19 protein-coding genes are annotated in these 17,272 nt (G+C 51.1%); 15 read left to right on the forward strand and 4 right to left on the reverse strand.

The features are described from left to right. Window positions 1-48 precede the first annotated feature (48 nt). The gene (gene phnW / locus CGC65_RS32770) at window positions 49-1,926 is read left to right on the forward strand and encodes a 2-aminoethylphosphonate--pyruvate transaminase (RefSeq protein WP_002568398.1); all 1,878 of its coding nucleotides are present in this window, start codon (window positions 49-51) and stop codon (window positions 1,924-1,926) included. Window positions 1,927-2,071: 145 nt separating this feature from the next. After that, entirely contained in the window at window positions 2,072-2,347 is a 276-nt protein-coding gene (gene spoIIID, locus CGC65_RS03095) for a sporulation transcriptional regulator SpoIIID (protein ID WP_002568397.1), read from the forward strand. A 132-nt stretch (window positions 2,348-2,479) separates the two neighbouring features. Here the strand turns inward: spoIIID and CGC65_RS03100 are convergent, their stop codons facing one another. Both CGC65_RS03100 and CGC65_RS03105 read right to left on the reverse strand, forming a co-directional pair. Further along, window positions 2,480-4,015, reverse strand: coding sequence for a sodium/proline symporter (locus tag CGC65_RS03100; protein ID WP_002568396.1), 1,536 nt, complete (start codon window positions 4,013-4,015; stop codon window positions 2,480-2,482). A 233-nt stretch (window positions 4,016-4,248) separates the two neighbouring features. Beyond that, a complete protein-coding gene (locus CGC65_RS03105) occupies window positions 4,249-4,842 on the reverse strand; it encodes a TetR/AcrR family transcriptional regulator (RefSeq protein ID WP_002568395.1) in 594 nt (197 codons plus the stop codon). A 218-nt stretch (window positions 4,843-5,060) separates the two neighbouring features. Between CGC65_RS03105 and CGC65_RS03110 the strand changes: the two genes are divergently transcribed. The 13 genes from CGC65_RS03110 to rpsR all read left to right on the forward strand — a co-directional run bounded on the left by CGC65_RS03110 (window position 5,061) and on the right by rpsR (window position 15,622). Beyond that, entirely contained in the window at window positions 5,061-6,101 is a 1,041-nt protein-coding gene (locus tag CGC65_RS03110; protein ID WP_080548717.1) for a branched-chain amino acid aminotransferase, read from the forward strand. A gap of 126 nt (window positions 6,102-6,227) precedes the next feature. Beyond that, window positions 6,228-6,653 carry a protease complex subunit PrcB family protein gene (locus CGC65_RS03115; protein ID WP_002568393.1) on the forward strand — a complete coding sequence of 142 codons (426 nt, stop codon included), beginning with the start codon at window positions 6,228-6,230 and terminating at the stop codon, window positions 6,651-6,653. A 179-nt stretch (window positions 6,654-6,832) separates the two neighbouring features. Continuing rightward, a complete protein-coding gene (gene cysE, locus CGC65_RS03120) occupies window positions 6,833-7,483 on the forward strand; it encodes a serine O-acetyltransferase (protein WP_002568392.1) in 651 nt (216 codons plus the stop codon). Between the two features lie 26 nt (window positions 7,484-7,509). Continuing rightward, the gene (locus CGC65_RS03125) at window positions 7,510-8,382 is read left to right on the forward strand and encodes a tRNA 2-thiocytidine(32) synthetase TtcA (RefSeq protein WP_002568391.1); all 873 of its coding nucleotides are present in this window, start codon (window positions 7,510-7,512) and stop codon (window positions 8,380-8,382) included. A gap of 72 nt (window positions 8,383-8,454) precedes the next feature. Next, window positions 8,455-10,068 (forward strand): DUF3794 and LysM peptidoglycan-binding domain-containing protein, encoded by a 1,614-nt coding sequence (locus CGC65_RS03130; RefSeq protein ID WP_002568390.1) that lies wholly within the window; start codon window positions 8,455-8,457, stop codon window positions 10,066-10,068. Between the two features lie 174 nt (window positions 10,069-10,242). Next, entirely contained in the window at window positions 10,243-11,154 is a 912-nt protein-coding gene (locus CGC65_RS03135; RefSeq protein WP_002568389.1) for a DUF2156 domain-containing protein, read from the forward strand. Further along, window positions 11,151-12,278 carry a GNAT family N-acetyltransferase gene (locus CGC65_RS03140; RefSeq protein ID WP_002568388.1) on the forward strand — a complete coding sequence of 376 codons (1,128 nt, stop codon included), beginning with the start codon at window positions 11,151-11,153 and terminating at the stop codon, window positions 12,276-12,278. The genes CGC65_RS03135 and CGC65_RS03140 overlap by 4 nt, the downstream gene beginning before the upstream one ends. An 88-nt stretch (window positions 12,279-12,366) precedes the next feature. After that, window positions 12,367-13,089 (forward strand): NAD-dependent protein deacylase, encoded by a 723-nt coding sequence (locus CGC65_RS03145; RefSeq protein WP_002568387.1) that lies wholly within the window; start codon window positions 12,367-12,369, stop codon window positions 13,087-13,089. Between the two features lie 18 nt (window positions 13,090-13,107). Then, window positions 13,108-14,100: an aldo/keto reductase gene (locus CGC65_RS03150; RefSeq protein ID WP_002568386.1), complete on the forward strand. Its 993-nt coding sequence runs from the start codon at window positions 13,108-13,110 to the stop codon at window positions 14,098-14,100. A 41-nt stretch (window positions 14,101-14,141) separates the two neighbouring features. Next, window positions 14,142-14,345: a DUF951 domain-containing protein gene (locus tag CGC65_RS03155; RefSeq protein WP_002568385.1), complete on the forward strand. Its 204-nt coding sequence runs from the start codon at window positions 14,142-14,144 to the stop codon at window positions 14,343-14,345. A gap of 168 nt (window positions 14,346-14,513) precedes the next feature. Continuing rightward, window positions 14,514-14,801, forward strand: coding sequence for a 30S ribosomal protein S6 (gene rpsF, locus CGC65_RS03160; RefSeq protein ID WP_002568384.1), 288 nt, complete (start codon window positions 14,514-14,516; stop codon window positions 14,799-14,801). A 49-nt stretch (window positions 14,802-14,850) separates the two neighbouring features. Further along, window positions 14,851-15,315: a single-stranded DNA-binding protein gene (locus CGC65_RS03165; protein ID WP_002568383.1), complete on the forward strand. Its 465-nt coding sequence runs from the start codon at window positions 14,851-14,853 to the stop codon at window positions 15,313-15,315. 37 nt (window positions 15,316-15,352) lie between these two features. Continuing rightward, entirely contained in the window at window positions 15,353-15,622 is a 270-nt protein-coding gene (rpsR, locus tag CGC65_RS03170; RefSeq protein WP_002568382.1) for a 30S ribosomal protein S18, read from the forward strand. A 110-nt stretch (window positions 15,623-15,732) separates the two neighbouring features. Here the strand turns inward: rpsR and CGC65_RS03175 are convergent, their stop codons facing one another. Together CGC65_RS03175 and citC are read right to left on the reverse strand one after the other, a co-directional pair. Then, on the reverse strand, window positions 15,733-16,074 hold the full coding sequence (locus CGC65_RS03175; protein WP_002568381.1) for a cyclic-di-AMP receptor: 342 nt from the start codon (window positions 16,072-16,074) through the stop codon (window positions 15,733-15,735). A gap of 81 nt (window positions 16,075-16,155) precedes the next feature. Continuing rightward, a complete protein-coding gene (citC, locus tag CGC65_RS03180; RefSeq protein ID WP_002568380.1) occupies window positions 16,156-17,220 on the reverse strand; it encodes a [citrate (pro-3S)-lyase] ligase in 1,065 nt (354 codons plus the stop codon). Window positions 17,221-17,272 lie beyond the last annotated feature (52 nt).

Here is a 17,272-nt window from a genome sequence, read left to right on the forward strand (position 1 = left end):
AGTGAAGCATTAAAAATAGAGAAAGATAAGACAAGGAGAAAATTAGGTATGCCGAATTATAAACTGTTGACCCCGGGTCCGCTGACCACTACGGACACTGTAAAAAAAGAGATGATGTTTGACCACTGCACCTGGGATGAGGATTACAAAAAGATTACCCAGGAAATCCGCTCAGGGCTGCTTAAGCTGGCCCGCGTTTCTGAAGATACCTATACCTGCGTGCTGATGCAGGGCAGCGGTACGTTTGGGGTGGAGTCTGTGCTTACCAGCTCTGTGGGGGCGGATGACAGGCTGCTGATTGCCTCAAACGGTGCGTATGGAGAACGTATGGCGGATATAGCAGAACATGCCGGTCTTTCTTATATTCTTTACAGCGAGACCTATGACCAGGTTCCGTCCGCGGATAAAATTCAGAAGCTGCTCAATGAGCATCCGGAGATTACCCATGTTTCCATGGTACACAGTGAGACCACATCGGGAATCCTGAATGACATTGCTTCTGTGGCAGGCGTGGTAAAGGCGTCAGGGCGCACTTTTATCGTGGACGCCATGTCCAGCTTCGGCGGCGTGGATATCCCGGCGGAAGAGCTGGGAATTGATTTTATCATAAGCAGCGCAAACAAATGCATCCAGGGTGTTCCGGGATTTTCCTTTATCATTTGCAGGCGGGACTGCCTGGCTGCATGTGAGGGAAAGGCTAAAAGCCTGTCCCTGGATTTATATGACCAGTGGAAGACAATGGAGAAGGACGGGAAATGGCGTTTTACCTCCCCAACCCATGTGGTTCTGGCATTTGCCCAGGCAATGCGGGAGATGGAAGCAGAGGGCGGAATTGAGGCCAGACATCAGCGCTATACTTCCAATAACAGGCTGCTGATTGAGCTGATGGCTGAGATGGGGATTCGTCCTTATATTGACAGCCGGCATCAGGGACCAATCATTACCACCTTCTTCTACCCTGAAAACCATGCGTTTTCTTTTGACGAGATGTATCACTATATCAAGGAGCGGGGATATGCCATTTATCCGGGAAAGGTGACGGATGCGGATACGTTCCGAATCGGCAATATTGGGGAAATCTACGAGGAAGATATCCGCAGGCTGTGTGCAATCATTGGTGAGTTCCTGAACAAAAAGATACAAAAGCGTGAAAAAAGCCATACAGCCTTTGATGCGGTGATATTTGACTGGGCAGGCACCACGGTGGACTATGGATGTTTTGCGCCGGTCCAGGCATTCATGGATGCGTTTGAGGAATTTGGAATTGTTCCCACCATGGACGAGGTCAGGGCTCCTATGGGAATGCTGAAAATTGACCATGTGCGCACCATGCTTCAGATGGAGCGCCTTACAGCGGAGTGGGAACGGATATACGGCCGTCCGTTTACAGAAGAGGATGTGTACCAGGTGTATCAGTTAAGCGAGAAGAAAATTCTGGAGAACGTTCCCAGGTTTACAGATGTAAAGCCCTATGTAACTGAAACCGTGGAAACGCTTCGGGGGATGGGAATAAAAATCGGCTCCACAACCGGCTATACCGATGAGATGATGGAGATTGTTGCCGCGGCCGCAGCAACAAAGGGATATAAGCCGGACTGCTGGTTCAGCCCGGACTCCGTGGACCGCAAGGGCAGACCCAATCCCTATATGATATTCAGAAACATGCAGTTTCTGGGGCTCACGGATGTAAGACGGGTCATGAAAGTGGGCGATACGGTATCAGATATCAGAGAAGGTAAAAATGCAGGGCTGTTTACAGTTGGAGTAATTGAGGGAAGCTCTGCCATGGGACTGTCCAGGGAGGAATTTAAGGCGCTTTCCCCAAAGGAAAAGGAAGAACGCAGCCGGAAGGTAAGGCAGATGTACTTGGAAGCCGGCGCGGACGCAGTGGTCACGGATATACGTGGCGTGCTGGAATATATTTAAAAGCTGCACTCTGCCGGCCGGCACAGGACAGTCCGCCTGAGGCGGACATGCGCGGACGGAAAATATTCCTGCCGGAAAACGTACAGGGTGTGCTAATCCCGGGATTTTCTGCATATGATGTAAAAAAATCCTCAGGAGACTCATTTTGAAGGAGTATATTGAAGAACGTGCGGTAGCCATCGCCAATTACATCATAGACCACAATGCCACGGTAAGGCAGACGGCGAAGAAGTTTGGAATAAGCAAATCCACGGTACATAAGGATGTAACTGACAGGCTTGAGCACATCAATCCCACCTTGGCGGCCCAGGCCAGAATCGTGCTGGATGTGAATAAGTCAGAGCGCCATATCCGGGGAGGGCTGGCTACCAGGGAGAAGTACCAGCACAGGCTGGCAATCTGCAGCAAGCAGGAGGACTAAGAAAGTACGGGAGAGAAGCCGGCACCGGGCCGATAAGCCGCAGATGAGAGAGCAATAGGAAAAGAGAAAACCGCAGTTTTCAGATGGAAACAGTCTTATCTGAAAATTGCGGTTTTGGTATTTCATTCAATCCTATCTTCCCACAGAATCGTATTCATCACAGATTTCTTTGGATGGCGCTTCTGTCATCAGCGACACGGCCACAATGGCAATGCAGGCCACGATGAAGGCGGGAAGCAGTTCATAGATGTTCCAGGCGCCGCCTAAGGGGCGCACGCCGTATTTCCACACAAATACCATGACACCTCCGCAAATCATGCCTGCCAGGGCGCCGTTCAGATTGCTGCGTTTCCAGAACAGGGCAAAGAGCATCACCGGGCCAAAGGACGCGCCGAAACCGGCCCAGGCAAAGGATACGATGGTAAATACGGAGCTGTCCGGATTCCAGGCCAGCAGGATGGCTACCAGGGCAATGCCCACTACGGTAAGACGGGCAGCTGTCATGGACGCTTTTGTATCCATTTTAATCTTCAGGAAATCCTGGAGCAGGTTCTGGGATACGCCTGAGGCGGCTGTCAGCAGCTGGGAGTCAGCCGTGGACATGGTACAGGCCAGGATTCCTGCCAGAACCACTCCGGCCACAACAGACAGCAGGATTCCGTGGCGTCCCAGCAAATCCGCCAGACGGATGATAACGGTCTCGGATTCAGAGCTGGATGAAAACATGGGGATCCCGCCTGCCACAGAGGCGCCGTATCCGATGATGCCGATCAGGATGGCCACAAACATGGAGATGACAACCCAGATGGACGCAATCCGTCGCGACGTCTTAAGCTTATCCTCATGGCTGATGGCCATGAAGCGCAGAAGGATATGGGGCATTCCAAAATACCCTAATCCCCATGCCAGGGTGGACAGTATGGTTATGAAGCCATAGGGGGATGCTGTGTTGTCAGCCATGTTGTGGACATGGGTCATGCTCAGGTATCCTGCCAGGGAACGGGCGTTGTCTGTCACGGCGTCCCAGCCGCCGGCTACATGGATGCCGAAGAATACAATGATAACCAGCGCAATGCTCATGACGATGCTCTGAATCAGGTCCGTGGTGGATACTGCCATAAAGCCTCCCATGACCGTGTAACCGATAATAACCACTGCGCCTGCTATCATTGCAGCGTGATAGTTCACGCCGAACAGGCTGTTGAACAGGGTTCCCACTGCCTTGAATCCGGAGGCGGTGTAGGGAATAAAGAAAATCAGAATTACGATGGCGGCAATACACATCAGTATGTTCCTGTCATCCCGGTAACGGCGGGAGAAAAAGTCCGGTATGGTAATGGCCCCGCACGCTACGGAATAGCGGCGCAGGCGCTTGGCAACAATCAGCCAGTTGAGATATGTACCAACAGCCAGACCAATGGCGGTCCAGCCTGCATCCGCGATGCCGGTCAGGTATGCAACTCCCGGCAGGCCCATGAGAAGCCAGCTGCTCATATCCGAAGCCTCGGCGCTCATGGCGGTTACCAGCGCCCCAAGTTTGCGGCCTCCCAGATAGAATTCGTCGGCAGAATCACCGCCGCCCTTTTTGCTGAAATAAAAACCTACATATACCATGGCTGCCAGATACACGATGATGGCTGCCAGGATTCCTATTTGTCCAGTACTCATTTTTACCCTCCTGTTATGCGTTCCTTTGCGGAAAACGGACATAATGCTGACATTATAGCATGGGGTTAAGGGGAACGCAATACAGAACGAAGTATAGACTACATACTAGACTAATTATTAAAAAGTATAAATAAAACAACGTATTTATAATAAAAATAGACTAGACGATAATTGAAAAATATATAAGAAAAATTTTTTATACATATAAAGGCTTCATCTCCGGTCCCCTGCAATCATCCCCGCCACGGCAGGAAATGGCTCAGGAACGCAGGCATGACTGAGGCGCTGTACCTGCGCAGGGAGTATTCGCCGGCGCACAGACACCAGTCGTATAACAGGGCGCGTTCCGACAGGGCGTAAAGCTTGACCATCTCATTGACACTGGTTTCGGCATTCAGCTCGCCGGATTCCTGGCCCTGGGCGATGATTCTGCGGAGCAGCTTATAGTAGGTGCGGTTGTGGTCCAGCAGGTGCTTTTCACCGCTGGTTACCAGCTGGGTGGAGAGCAGGCGGGCCAGCAGGTCCAGGGATATGCTGTTTTCAATCATGCCGAAGAGCTCGCTGTTTAGAAAGAGAAGTTTGTCCATGGCCGACATCTCCGGTGTAAGGGTATCCATGAGTTCTTCGTATTTTTCATCAAAGAGCAGGCTCAGCGTGCTCAAAAGAGCATCCTTTCCGTCGAAATAGTGGTAAAAGGATCCCTTGGATGTATGGGAGAGTTCTATGATTTCCTCCACTGTGGTATCTTCATAGCCCTGTTCATAGAACAGCTGCCATGCTGCATTTACAATCTTTCCGCGGGTGTTGCGGGCATTTTTCTTGGCCATGTATGTACATCTCCTTGTGTTGGTTTATTCCTATTTTATAACTTAACACAGTTTTGCGGGATTCGCAATGCGGCTTGAGAGTGTTTTTGCATGTATGAATTCCGGCTGAGGTTATGGCTGATATGCAGGAATTGTATAGTATATTTGCAAGGAACCCATTGATTTTGAGGATTAATACGATTATAATTGTGTTCAAAATACATCTTATATCTACCCGAATGGAGGAACAGACTATGGAAAAGAAAGACCTGGACTGGGGAAATATCGGATTTTCCTATATGCCGACGGACAAGCGCTATGTGGCGAATTATAAAGACGGAGCATGGGACGAGGGCGGGATGACCTCTGACCCCAATGTGGTGATTAATGAATGCGCGGGCATCCTTCAGTACTGCCAGGAGATTTTTGAAGGACTTAAGGCTTATACCACTGAGGATGGAAGCATTGTCACGTTCCGCCCTGATCTGAACGCGGAGCGTATGATGGATTCGGCCAGGAGGCTGGAGATGCCGCCCTTCCCGAAGGAGCGATTCCTGGAGGCAGTGGACCAGGTGGTGAAGGCCAATGCAGCCTGGGTACCTCCATTCGGAAGCGGAGCCACCCTCTACCTCAGGCCCTATATGTTTGCCACAGGCCCTGTCATTGGCGTTAAGCCCTCCCAGGAGTACCAGTTCAGGCTTTTTGGAACGCCTGTAGGCCCTTACTTTAAGGGCGGAGCCAAACCTCTGACTCTTTGCGTCAGCGATTTTGACCGGGCAGCGCCCAACGGTACAGGCCACGTAAAGGCCGGACTGAACTACGCCATGAGCCTTCACGCGTCTGTCACGGCCCATGCCGCCGGATATGATGAGAACGTGTTCCTGGATCCCGGTACCAGAACCTATATTGAGGAGACGGGCGGAGCCAATTTCCTGTTTGTCACCAAGGACGGCGAGGTGGTGACACCTAAGTCTGATTCCATCCTTCCATCCATCACAAGACGCTCTCTTGTGTACGTGGCAGAGCATTATCTGGGCCTTAAGGTAACCCAGAGGCCTGTGAAGCTTTCTGAACTGGATGAGTTCGCAGAGTGCGGACTGTGCGGAACAGCAGCCGTCATTTCTCCGGTGGGCAGGATTGTGGACCACGGAAAGGAAATCTGCTTCCCAAGCGGCATGGACGCCATGGGACCTGTTACCAAGAAGCTGTATGATACCCTTACAGGCATTCAGATGGGAACCATCGAAGCGCCTGAGGGATGGATCCGCAAAATCGTATAACACCATATAATATCGGTTTGACTATTATAAAGTCAGAATATACGCAAACATGTGTTTAAACGCATAATCAGGGCCTCCCGGAATATATTGATAGTAATTGTATCATATATTCCGGGAGGTTTTAACATGAAAGGAACTATTAAGGGTAAAGTGTACCTTGGGCTCATGATGCTGTTTGCCATGACCCTGTGGCTGGCCGGCTGCTCCGCGTCAAAGGACAGCGGGGATAAGGTCAGGGACCTGGATTTCACAGTGGCAGGCGATATGGATGTGCCGGATGAGCTTAAGAATCTGATTGCTGAAAAACAGCAGCAGCCGTTTAAGCTCACATACAGTGATGAACAGAATCTGTACATAGCGGTGGGATACGGCGTACAGCCCACAGGCGGCTACAGCATCAGCGTCAATGAGCTCTATCTGACCGACAACTCTATTGTGGTCAATACGGAGCTTAAGGGCCCAGAAAAGGGGGAGAATGCCGGTGCGGAACAGTCTTTTCCATATATTGTAATCAGGACAGAGTATCTGGAAAATCCTGTGGTATTCCAGTAGCATAACCGGGCCGGGGGGAGGCAAAAGCCTGAAAAGAGGTATGAAACAGGGCGCAAACTGTAAAAAGCTCTTTTTAATTTGAATATCATATGCTATACTATACGATATTTAATCTTTTTAGGAAAATGTCGTATTACCGTAGCGTTGTATTAACTTGTTAAAGAAAGGCTGGAGTAAATATGATATTCAAGGACATATGGCTTGACATAAAGGCCGTACAGGAACGTGACCCCGCTGCCCGCAACGCCCTGGAGGTATTTCTTCTGTACCAGGGAATCCACGCCCTTATATGGCACCGGTTTGCCCACTGGTTCTATAATCACAGGATGTTTTTTGTGGCCAGGCTGATTTCACAGATTGCCCGTTTTTTCACCCTTATCGAGATTCATCCCGGTGCCCGGCTGGGCCGGGGCATCCTGATTGACCATGGATGCGGAGTGGTTATCGGAGAGACCGCAGTGGTGGGCGATAACTGCACCATTTACCAGGGGGTTACCCTGGGCGGCGTGGGAACCAAGAAGGGCAAACGCCATCCCACCCTGGGCAACAATGTGATGGTAGGCGCAGGCGCCAAGATTCTGGGCGCCTTTGAGGTGGGGGATAACTGCTCCATTGCAGCCAATGCAGTTTTGCTGAAGCCGCTGGAGGACAATGTGACCGCCGTGGGCATACCTGCCCGTCCAATCAAAAAGGATGGGGTTACCATACCAAAGGAAAAGAAAAGCCTGACGCTGGAGGAATACGAGACAATGAAACGGCGGATGGAACAGATGGAGAAGGAGATTGATTTCCTTAAGGGCGCCTTAAAAGAGGCCCGGTCTGAAAAATAACCTACCCAGGAGAAGATACACGGCAAATGAAACAGGAAGCACCCCATGTAAATATAGAGCGGAGTATCATAAAACAGTTCCGCAAGGAAATATGGCGCCCCTTTGTGAAGGGGCTTCAGGATTATGAGATGATAAAGGACGGCGACAAGGTGGCTGTCTGTATATCCGGCGGAAAGGATTCCATGCTTCTGGCCAAATGCCTCCAGCAGTTAAAGCGGCAGAGCCGGACGGATTTTGAGCTGGAGTTCATTGTCATGGATCCCGGATACAATCCGGACAACAGGAATCTGATTGAAGATAATGCAGCCCTTATGAATATACCGGTGCGCATCTTTGACTCGGATATATTTGACATTGTGGTGGACGTGGAGCAGTCCCCCTGCTACCTTTGCGCCAGAATGAGAAGAGGGTATCTGTACGCCCATGCCAGGGAGCTGGGGTGCAATAAGATAGCGCTGGGACATCATTTTGACGATGTGATTGAGACTATTCTTATGGGAATCCTTTACGGAGGCCAGATTAATACCATGATGCCCAAGCTTCACAGCACGAATTTCCAGGGCATGGAGTTAATCCGCCCCCTGTACTATGTAAAGGAAGAGGATATACTGGACTGGAAGGATTACAACGGTCTGCATTTCCTCCAGTGTGCCTGCCGGTTTACGGAGCGGATTGCAAAGGAACAGGCTGCAAGGGGCATGGCAGGGGAGGCGGCTGATATCGTGCACACCTCCAAGCGCCAGGAGATGAAGGAGCTTATCCGCTCCCTCAGAAAGACCAGCCCCTTCATAGACGCCAATATCATGAAAAGCGTGGAGAACATCAACCTGGATGCCTGCCTTGGCTATGTGAAAGACGGGGTGCGCCGCCACTTTATGGACGAATACGATGAAAGATAGAAAAAGAGCATAAATCACCTGCTGTCCGCATAGATTTTTCTAAAAGACTATGAGAGATGGCAGGTGTTTTTTATGGAATTGATAAAGAAGCAGATACATATGAACCAATGGAAGGGCAACGTGACCACGCAGATTACCCTGGACGATGACTTTATTGTACCGGATACCCTGGATGATATGGAGCAGGTCATGCTGGACACCGGCGAAATACAGATTGAGACAGTGAAGAACCAGGGGGATAAGGTGGCGGTAAAGGGGAAGCTGGAATTCCAGGTGCTGTACCGCAAGGAGAGCGGCGGGCTCCAGACCCTGGGCGGCAATATTCCCTTTGAGGAGGTTGTCAATGTCCAGGGCCTGGAGGAAAAGGATTACGTGGGGCTTAACTGGATGTTGGAAGACCTGAACACGGATATGATTAATTCCAGGAAGCTGGGAGTCCAGGCCATCATTACCCTTCAGGTGCGGGTGGAGACCCTGAGGGACGTGGAAGCTGCTGTGGATGTGGACATGGAAAATAACAGCCGTCCCGCAGGGGCCGGCATGTCTGACACGGACGGAGCGGGACAGGTGCAGGTGGAGACGCTTAAGCGCACGGCCAACGCGGCTGCCATTGCTGTCAGGCGCAAGGATACATACCGGATTAAGGAGGAACTGAGCCTTACCGGAGGCAAGCCCAACATAGGCCAGCTGTTATGGCGGGAAATGAAGCTGCGGGACGTGACCGCTAAACCACTGGACGGAAGGCTCCATCTGGACGGCGAACTCAGTGTTTTTGTTATTTACGGGGCAGAGGATGAAAATATGCCTGTCCAGTGGCTGGAGGAGACCATACCATTTTCAGGGGACATGGAAATGGGTGATGTGAAGGAGGACCAAATCCCCATGGTGACAGTGCGCCTGGCCCATAAGGACATGGAAGCCAAGCCTGATTACGACGGGGAAATGCGGGAAATGGATGTGGACGCGGTGCTGGAGCTGGATATCAAGCTCTACGAGGAGGAGGAGGTCGAGCTTTTAAGCGATATGTACTCCAACAACCGGGAGATAGAGCTGAACCGTTCAGACGCCTGTTTTGACCAGATACTGACCAGGAATGTGTGCAAATCCAAGGTGGCAGAGAAGCTGAGTCTGCCCCAGGCTGAGCGGATTCTCCAGATTTGCCACAATGAGGGGACCATCAAACTGGATGAGGTGGAAATCGGGGATGACTGCCTGGAGATTGACGGTGTGCTGGAAGTGACCCTTTTATATCTCACCAGCGATGACACGTCACCGGTCCAGTCCTCTGTGGAGCAGGTGCCCTTCCACTGCGTGGCGGAGGCCAGAGGAATCCGGGAGGACAGCGTGTACCAGCTGGATGCAGGGCTGGAACAGCTCAGCGCCGTGATGATGGGCGGGGACATGGTGGAAGTGAAGGCAGTGATTGCCCTGGACTTTCTGGTTCTGCAGCCGGTGTGCGAACCGGTGATTACAGGGGCAGCCATCCATCCCATGGATCTGCAGAAGCTCCAGGAGCTGCCGGGAATCGTGGGATACATCGTACAGCCGGGAGACAGCCTGTGGGAAATCGCAAAAAAATTCCATACAACAGTGGGCAATATCATATCCACCAACGAGCTGGCGGACGACCAGGTGAAACCGGGGCAGAGGCTGCTGCTGGTGAAAGAGATAGCCCAGGGACTGTAAGGGAGGTTCCTGCCGGAAGAGGCCGGCTGCTTTGGAAAAATGAGGTCCGGAAAGTGAAAGAGATCTGGAAACAAGACGGCTTCCAGGTCTTTTTCCTGTGATGCAAAAAAACTGTTATAGAACCCGGTTTTATGGTATACTATCAGAAGTTAAATGAAAAGAAGGTGCTATGCTATGGAATTGGAATTTAAGCCGGTGGTGGCCGGGGATATAGACAGGCTTCGGCCTTTTTACGGGCTGAGGCCCAATAAAACATGTGACAGTGTGTTTCTGGACAGTTTTTTGTGGAAGGACTATTATCATGTACAGTGCGCGGTGAGCGAGGGAAGAGCTGTTTTGTGGCTTATGGAAAAGGACGGCCAGGTTTCCACGGCCATGCCTCTGTGCAGGGAGGAGGACCTGCCTTACTTTTTTCAGCAGATGGTGGATTATTTTTCGGGTGTGCTTCACAAGCCTTTTTATATCTCCCTGGCCGATGAGGAAGCGGTACAGTGCCTGAACCTGGATCCGGCCCTTTTTGAGGTGGAGGAACAGGTGGATTTAAAGGACTACCTCTACAGCGGCGAGGAGCTGAGAAAGCTGGAGGGAAAGAAGTTTGTCAAGAAGAGAAACCACCTGAACGGCTTTAAGCGCACCTATGAAGGCCGGTATGAGTACAGGCGTCTGTGCTGCTCCGACCGTCATGAGGTGTGGCAGTTTATGGAGCGCTGGAGGCAGCACAAGGAGGAAGTGGGCGCCATGGAGCTGTCCCTGGATTATGAGGTGGCAGGGATCCACGATATACTTAAAAATTGTTCCAGCCTCTACGTGAGGATGGCCGGGGTATATATCGACGGCCAGCTGGAGGCGTTTACCATTGGAAGCCTGAATGTGCGTGAGAATATGGCTGTCATTCATATTGAGAAGGCCAACCCTGAAATCAGAGGTCTGTACCAGTTTATCAACCAGCAGTTCCTAATCAATGAATTTCCTGAGGCTGAACTGGTGAACAGGGAGGACGATGTGGGCATGGAGGGACTGAGAAAGGCCAAGATGAGCTATTGTCCCATTGGATTTGCAAGAAAATATATGGTGAGGGAACGATGATCCGGTATTTGGAGAAAAGTGAGTTCGGGGCGTGCAGGCCCCTTTGGCAGGAAGCGTTTCCGGAGGATTCCCGGGAATTTGCAGACTATTATTTTGATAAAAAAATACTACAGAGCTCCGTACTAGTGAAGGAGGACGGCACAGGCCGTATCGTCACCATGGCCCATATGAACCCATACAGGATCAATATGGGAAAGAAGATGTGGAAGCTGGATTATATCGTGGGCGTGGCTACGGCTGCCGACAGCCGCCACCGCGGACATATGAGGGATGTGCTCATGAAGATGCTGGGGGACATGCATCAGGACAGGAAGCCCTTCTGCTATCTCATGCCGGCCTCGCCGGATATCTACAGGCCCTTTGGGTTCCGGTATATATTTGACCAGCCTCAGTACAGACTGGGATCTGAGGCAAAGGAATGCCTTCAGAGGCGGGAACTTCGGCTGGACGGAAATCTCTGTTCCTCGCTGGCCGGATGGATGAACCACTGGCTCTCCTCCAGGTACCAGGTCTATGCGCTGCGCGACCGGGATTATATGGAGATGCTTCAGTCGGAGTTAGACAGCGAGGCGGGAAGCGTATATGGATGGTATGATGTGTCGGGGTCATTGCAGGCGTTCCAGGCCTTTTGGGGGCGTGAGAAGCAGGAGCAGAGGTTCCTGTATGCGGGCAGGGACAGATGGCTGGAACCGGACAGCGGCCAGCATGCGCCCAGACCGGCAATCATGGCCCGCATTACCGATGTGCGCTCCTTTATGGAGGCCATTGTCCTGGATGAAGGGTGTCCCTGTCCTGCCATGGATGTGATGGTCAATATCCATGACCCGCTGATACCGGGCAACAGCGGTTTGTGGAGATGGAAAATTGACGGAAACGGATCCTCCCTTACAAAGAAAGGGGTATCCCTGCCAAAGATTCATACCGGGGAATGCGCAGAGGAGCCGGATTATCCGGGGACGCTGGTTTCCACGGAGGTTTTGGATATTACCATAGAACAGCTGGCATCCTGGCTGTTTGGATACAGCGCCCTGGAGGAGCTGGCAGAGGGGGAACAAAATGGAGTGCCCTTCTGGTGCGCATATGTGCAGGTCCTGGACGGCGTGTATCTGGATGAGGTGGTGTAGATAAGGCTATAGATAAGGCTGCAAGATAAGGCTTATAGATAAGTCTATAGATAAGGCATGGGTTGCAGAGGCAGGAAGGGGTAATGTTATGAACGAAAAATGGCAGCAGTTAAAGGAATGGATTGGCGGCAGTGATAACATTGTGTTCTTTGGCGGAGCCGGAGTATCCACGGAAAGCGGGATTCCGGATTTCCGCAGTGTGGACGGGCTCTATAACCAGCAGTATAAGTACCCGCCTGAGACCATCATAAGCCATAGCTTTTATATGCGGTATCCGGAGGAATTCTACCGATTTTATAAGGACAGGATGCTGTTTACCGATGCTGTCCCAAACCAGGCCCACAAGGCCCTGGCCCGGCTGGAGGAGAGGGGGAAGCTTAAGGCGGTCATTACCCAGAACATTGACGGCCTCCACCAGATGGCGGGAAGCAGGGAGGTGCTGGAGCTTCACGGCAGTGTACATAGGAATTACTGTACCAGATGCGGACAGTTTTATGATCTGGACTACGTTGTAAAGAGCGATGGCGTGCCTCATTGCAGCTGCGGCGGTGTGATTAAACCCGACGTGGTCCTGTATGAGGAAGGGCTGGATGACAGGACACTGCAGAAATCCGTGGACTATATCAGACATGCGGACATACTCATCATAGGAGGGACATCCCTGGTGGTGTATCCTGCGGCAGGACTGATTGACTACTACAGAGGCCATAAACTGGTGCTCATCAATAAAGCGGCCACCTCAAGGGATTCCCAGGCGGATCTGGTTATCAGCGATCCGATTGGAGAGGTCCTTGGGACTGTGGTTGATTAGGAAAGGAAGGTATCACAGATGTATCAGGCGGCAGAGAACAGATACGGCAGCATGGAATATAAACGCAGCGGCAGAAGCGGTGTCCTGCTTCCAAGAATATCCCTGGGACTGTGGCAGAATTTTGGACTGGAAAAGAGCCTGGAGGAACAGGAGGCTGTTCTTTTCAGGGCATTTGATATGGGTATCACCCATTTTGACCTGGCAAATAACTATGGATTTCCGGCGGTGGGAAAGGCGGAGGAAAATTTTGGTTCCGCTCTCCGGGACGGTCTGGGAAGGTACAGGGATGAGCTGTTTATCTCCACAAAGGCAGGGTTTGATTTCTGGCCGGGACCATACGGCAACTGGGGATCGAGGAAGTACCTTATGGCCAGTCTGGATTCCAGCCTAAAGCGTATGGGACTGGAGTATGTGGATGTATTTTACCATCACCGTCCTGACCCTGAGACACCCCTGGAGGAGACCATGGGCGCCCTGTCAGACATGGTGCGCCAGGGAAAAGCGCTGTATGTGGGGATTTCCAATTATCAGGCAGAGGAAGCAGAGGCAGCCATCCGCATACTGAGGGAGAACAAAACCCCCTGTCTGCTTCACCAGCCGCGGTACAATATGTTCGAGCGCTGGGCGGAGGACGGCCTTTTCGAGCTTCTGGACCGTGAGGGCGTGGGCTGCATATGCTACAGCCCCCTGGCACAGGGCGCCCTGACGGGCAGATATCTGGATGGGATACCGGAAGGATCCAGGGCTTCAAAGGAAGGGACCACTGTGGGCGGCAGATATCTGACAGAGGACAAGCTGGTAAAAATCAGGGCTCTGAACAAAATGGCAGGGGAGCGCGGACAGTCCCTGGCCCAGATGGCCCTGGCCTGGGTACTTCGCAGGAAGGAAGTCACCAGCGTTCTCATAGGGGCCAGCAGTATTGCACAGCTGGAGGATAACGCAAAGGCCCTTGACAGCCCGGCATTCAGCTGTGAAGAGCTGGCTGACATAGAAGGCATACTGAAAGGGTGACAGGCAGCGGCCAGACCCATATACAGAAATGGAGATATGGCATGAATGAAAAGTTGAATTATGAAGTAGGGGACATAGTAAAGCTCAAAAAGACCCATCCCTGCGGCAGCAGCCAGTGGGAAATCCTCAGGGTGGGAGCTGATTTCAGGCTTAGATGCATGGGGTGCGGACATCAAATCATGATTGCCCGCAGGCTGGTGGAGAAAAATACCAGAGGACTTACCAAGGCAAAAGAGGATTCCTAAGCAGCCGCCCCCTGGAGATACCGCGAAATCCGTCATAAAAATGAAAGAAAACAAAAAAACATCTTGCATTTGTCCAGGGAATTTGTTAAAATAATACTCCGTGACATATTATATCCTTGCTCCTGTTACTGAAAGCAGGGGCCAGAGACCACAAGGAGGTAAAGCAAGATGAACAAGTATGAATTAACCGTTGTTCTGAATGTGAAGCTGGAAGACGAGCAGCGTGCAGCAGCAATCGAAAAGGTAAAGGGTTACATTACCCGTTTCGGCGGCACTGTAACAAATGTAGATGAATGGGGCAAGAAGAGACTTGCTTATGAAATTCAGAAGATGCACGAAGCTTACTACTACTTCATCCAGTTCGAGTCTGATTCTGTATGCCCGAATGAAGTAGAGGCTCACATTCGTATTATGGAACCAGTGATCAGATACTTATGCGTTAAGGCAGAGGCATAAGGGATACCCAGACCGCCTATGGCGGGAGAGAAAAAGGAAGTGTGACCGTATGAACAGAGTTATCTTAATGGGAAGATTGACAAGAGACCCGGAAGTCAGATATTCACAGGGAGAGCGTTCCATGGCTATAGCCAGGTACACCCTTGCAGTGGACAGAAGGGGACGCAGGGGCCAGGACAGCTCCGCGGAGCAGCAGACAGCCGATTTTATCAACTGTGTTGCATTTGACCGCGCTGCCGAGTTCGCCGAGAAGTATTTCCGTCAGGGAATGCGGGTGCTTGTGTCAGGCAGAATCCAGACAGGTAGCTATGTAAATAAGGAAGGTCAGAAAGTATACACCACCGAGGTCATTTTGGATGACCAGGAATTCGCAGACAGTAAGGGTGCGGCGTCTGAAATGGGAGGATATGCCCAGGCAGCTCCTTCTCAGAGACCGGCTCCTACCAGTGCGATTGGTGATGGGTTTATGAACATTCCTGATGGAGTGGAGGACGAAGGACTTCCATTTAACTAGGATGTTCCATGGTTAATAATAAAGGAGGACAACACCAATGGCATTTAATAAAACAGACAGACCAGATGGCGCTAAGATGAGAAGACCAGGCGGAATGCGCAGAAGAAAAAAAGTTTGTGTATTCTGTGGAGATAAGAACGGAACCATTGATTATAAGGATGTTAACAAGTTAAAGAGATACGTATCCGAGAGAGGAAAAATCCTTCCCCGCCGTATCACAGGCAACTGTGCAAAGCACCAGAGAGCCCTGACTGTAGCTATCAAGCGCGCACGTCATATCGCTCTTATGCCATATACCTGCGATTAATTCTTTGTTCAGCAGGGATTGATGGGTAAAATGATAACGGGATTCCATATGTGATGTATGGAGTCCCGTTTTTGCGTTTGTGTTTTTTGCCTTATGTTTTCCGGCTGCCCTTAATCCCCGCAGCATCCGCCCTTGACCTTCATCAGCCTGGCCTCCCCCAGGATGAAGATGGTAGCGCCGCCAATGACGATGGTTTTCTGTACATCCACAAACATATGGCCATTGTATTCCTGGTCCTCTATCTCCATGGCGCGTTCTTTGCAGTTGGAAGACACCAGCTGCAATACTTCGTCCGTCCGTTCCGTCCCCACCAGGAATACATTAAGTTTCCTGCTGGAAACCAGCCCTTTGGCGTCTATCCTGGTGGCCTGAATCTGGCTTCTCTTAAATGCGGATGCCAGTGATTCAGCATCATTCTCCTGTACGATAATCAGCATCAGGTTCATATCCATAAGCATACCTCCGTTACCTCATTGAGAGTTTTGTCTATAATAAGGCATTGTACCACAATGAGGCATGGATCAAAAGAAGAATCAGTAGTGTATTACATCTTTTGCCTCACGGATTTTACAAAGGACAGGAGCAGCCTCTCTGCTTAACAGGTAACGCAGAGTGGACGGAGGAACAAGGGAGGGGAGAAGCTCCATATGGTTTTCCTTAATGGCCCTGCGGACCGTGGAAGCGCTGATGGCAGCGCCATCCTGCTGCCTGCGGGGGATGACGCTGCATTGGATTCCGGCTTTTGGCAACTCTTTTTCCATAATCTGGTTATAGATGCCTGTTACCCGGCTGTGGGGTTCCTCTCCCACATAGCGCCTGCCAATGCCCAGGGCATGGGCGATTTTCGTGAAGATGACCAGGTCCAGTTTTGCATGGCTTTCAATGACAGAGTCCATGTCCTTTTGGAAGTAACTGGGGAAGGTGGCGCTGCTGATAATATAAGGGCCGCTGTCATGATATATGATATTGTCCAGATGGGAGGTTCCCTCTGTTACAAGGCGCCTGCGCACCTTAAACGGTATTAGGCTTGCGTCCTCGCTGACCATGAACAGGTGGACCGTGTCATTTTCCGCTGAGGCCCGTTCTGTCAGGTACAGATGGCCCAAGGTGAAGGGGTTTGCGTTCATTACCAGGGCAGCGCACCTTTCCTGAGAGGATGCCCTTCCTGATTCGCCTGATTCACTGGAGAGTCTCTGTAAATAAGAGGAGAATCCGTTTTTTCTGTTTTCCATAAAAACAACCTGTCCGTCTGTCCGGGCAATCTCATAAAAACCCAGGTCTGCAAAGAACCGGGCAGAGCTGCATTTTGTATACAGAAACAGATGGGTATTACCGCGGGATACCTGAATCTCCATAAGATGGGTCATGATTTGATTCATGAGACCTTCACCCTGGTGGCAGCGGCCTACAGCCAGGCACCGGAGTGTATTGCCAAAGCAACTGCCGGCGGCGACCAGATTCATTTCCTCATCAAACATGCCGCAGGTGTAATCCAGGTTGGCGTCCCTGCGGATGCCTTCTGATGTCAGAAGCAGGTCCAGCTGCTGGTTGGCTGGCTTGTCGTCAGGTCTGATTTGTGATATGTAATAGTCGGACATAGCTTACTCCTTTTAACCCTATTCTATAGCAGTATGGAGTAAATTTCCACTT

Origin of the sequence: Enterocloster bolteae, from assembly GCF_002234575.2 — a bacterium.
In the GTDB taxonomy this organism is placed as follows: Bacteria; Bacillota; Clostridia; order Lachnospirales; family Lachnospiraceae; genus Enterocloster; species Enterocloster bolteae.